The organism is Bartonella sp. LJL80 (assembly GCF_054871565.1).
Genome location: NZ_JBTXLM010000024.1, coordinates 1 through 3,065 on the forward strand (window position 1 = coordinate 1; position 3,065 = coordinate 3,065).

Annotated in this window: 2 protein-coding genes; both read right to left on the reverse strand. The window is 48.0% G+C overall.

Features of this window, described 5'->3' with window-relative positions; all coding sequences use genetic code 11:
• Positions 1-2,255 (reverse strand): autotransporter outer membrane beta-barrel domain-containing protein (locus tag ACYSNS_RS14475; protein ID WP_461723887.1); only part of this gene is annotated, 2,255 nt, incomplete at its 3' end.
• Positions 2,256-2,607: 352 nt separating this feature from the next.
• The coding region (locus ACYSNS_RS14480) for an autotransporter outer membrane beta-barrel domain-containing protein (protein ID WP_461723888.1) at positions 2,608-3,065 on the reverse strand (458 nt) is incomplete at its 5' end.

Here is a 3,065-nt window from a genome sequence, read left to right on the forward strand (position 1 = left end):
TTGCTGACATTGGAATTGATATGGCCGGTGGAGCCTTCCACCTTCATCCAGAAACCGCGGCCTTCCATCTCATTGATGGTGGCCGTCTGCCGATCGGAGCCTGTACCAATCCATGTGCGGTTGCCAATTCGCTGCTCCAACGTGCCAAGCTTGTTCAACTGCTGCAAGATTTGCGGATAGACCTCATACATCGGCACGACAGCGGAATAAACGGGCTTGGGTTCAATGACTGGCGGCTCCACCGGCCCAACAGGCGGTTGTGGTGGTTCGACAGGTTTGACATAGAGCGAACGCAGATACCAATCACCGGCAAAGTCGCCAGCCTTATTGCCGGCATAGAGGGAATAGGCGTAGGCTCCACCGACGACAGCGGCCTGCCCTTCAAAGCTATAATCACTCTTCAGGGAGAAATTATCGGCAGATGATGTGCCATCGACCTTGATCAGCTGGATACCATCACCGGTGGTCAAAGCACCAAGGCCACCACGATTGACAACCTGCACACCGGTTGTGCCCGTAGCATTGCCGGTGATATGTAAGAAATCCGTCGGCGAACTATCATCGCCTAAAGTAACATTCATTTTTACCAAAGCATTGCTTTGTCCGTCATAATTTCCGTTGATCGTCAAGTTTTTTCCCACAATCAACGAATTGACCGGATCATCGCCAATCAGATCAATTATGCCGCCATTGCTAAGGACATCACCCTGCAAAACGAAGTTTCCGCTACTTGCATCAATAGTTGAGCCATTTTTGACCTCGACTTTCGTGAACTTAGACAGCGACGGGTCAGTTGCCTTTGTATTCGCGACCAAATGCCAAATACTCTCATTATCAAATTCAAGATTGAGCGTTGCGCTATTAGAAGGCGTAGTTGTTGATTTAATATCGACCATACCATAAAGATTTGATCTTCCATCCGCCTTCAATAGAAAACTGCTGGTAGCCTCGGCTTTGGGACTTTCAAATTTATCGTTAATCACGCCGCTTTGCACGCTTATGAGATAAGCACCATTAGCCGCTCGCATTTCACTATTTGCAACAGACAAAACTGAACCATCTGACACATTGCCACCAACAGTAATCAAATCATAATTGCCGCGATTTGTTACCTTCGCATTTGAGAGGGAAATTGTTGCGATCGTCTTGTTGGCTACCGTCTCATCAGCTGCTCCGAAAATAATTGCTGTTTGCGCAGAATCTATGATCGTTGAAGACGTAGCGTAGTCCGCCTTCAATAGAGATTCTCCCTCAATATAGATTGCTGGATACTGTGAATTCTGCTTCACATTTAAAGCTCCGTATGAATGAAGCCCACCATCACCTGTCAACATAGGACGCGATTTTGCTATCTGTATAGATGGAGCAGCCATTGATGAAAGGCTGCCCACTTCACTTATTATATTCGTATCATTAATGCTGGCGACAGCTCCGCCCGACACATAGATACCCCGCGACCCCGCCCCTATCGCTGTAAGGTTTAGTGTGCCAGTGGAAGTGAAAGAAGCATTATTTGCTACTCGGATTAGGGAATTGCTTACTGATAAAGTCCCTGTATTTGCCAAAGTGCCGCCAACGATTTCAATGCTCGCGCTGTTGGTCGCATAAATTCCATAAGCGTAGCCTGTCGCTGAAGGGAAAGGAAATTTATTGTTGGTTTGGGTGATCAAAACATTTCTAGCCGTCAATATGGCTCCAGCTCCGTCAGCATAGAGACCGTAACTACCAGGAGAAGATGCTTCATAATCAAAATCTTGAAGCTTAATGGTACTACCTGCATTCGCCACAGCACCATGAACTGCATTTGAACCACTTGGAAGAGAATGATGACGCACAGTTAGTTTTCCGTCGATTTCGACGTAACCACCACTGGCTACCCACACGCCACCAGTCCAGTTTGAAGTATACGCGCTGCTACCGATAACCGTCGAGACATTGCCGCCCACAATCACTTTACTTCCGGCACCATCTGCACGAATGGCACTGCTACGGTTTCCTACTGCTTCAATAGAAACATTGCTCCCTAAATGAACAACACCACCATTAGATGCATACACACCATGAGCCTGAACCTGTCCCCCATCTTTGGTCGCTTTGATAGTCGTTACACTTGTCGCATCAAGCACCGCACCGATACCAACAGCTTGCACTACGCCAGAGACATTAGGCTGCGAGGCATCACCAGTATAAGACGAAGAATTTGCAGTGCAACTTTCACCTGTAGCTGCAGTTACACCTGTAGCAATATCGCTCACACACGCGGCAGCAGAAGCCTCCGGGAAAGAGCATATCAATGCTGTTAATGATACCCCGATCATCCCTAGCCACAAGCATGTTGCATGCCTTGAATATTGAGGGGTTGTTTTAATCGTAGCTTCATTTCGAGAGTAACCTCGACCCAATTTACGCATAGCTTTCTCCATAAGGAAATTTGTTAGCTTTCCCATTTTCGAGTCATTTTAATTTTGTTGCGTTGCCAGCTCTCTTATCTTCATTAGCCAGCGAATAAAATAATTATCTTTACGACATTCTCATTTGCGCCATCCTTTGCTCCGGTCACCGTGGGTCGGCAACCGGAGCTGAAACAGTTTCAGCAGAACCAAGGGGTCAAAATCTGGCTCTGAATCCCACTGTTCCATTGAGCGAGTAGCTATCACCGAAGTCGGAGAACGAGGTGCGGCCATCAATCTCGCCATAGATCGAATAGGCATCGTCCTGCCAATTGTAGGAAACACCCGTGCCGAGCCCGCCCCAGAAACGATCCGAACGATTGCGGAAGTCAACATTCGTGACCGAAACCTCCGTTCCATTCAGGAACTCATAGTAAAGATTGCCAATGCCATAGGTTTTCAAACGGCGTGTATCCCCCGCTTCAGACTTCCATGCCTTCTCCCGGTTGAATGCAAGCCCCAAACGACCCGTCAGCGCATCACCATCCTCCCGACTGACATGCACATCATACGCATCACGGAAACTGTCAAAATCCACCGCATTATAGGAAAGCTGTGCTTGCGGTGTCATCGTCCATTCCTGGTTGAGGGCAATCTTCCTGCCCGCCTCAACCG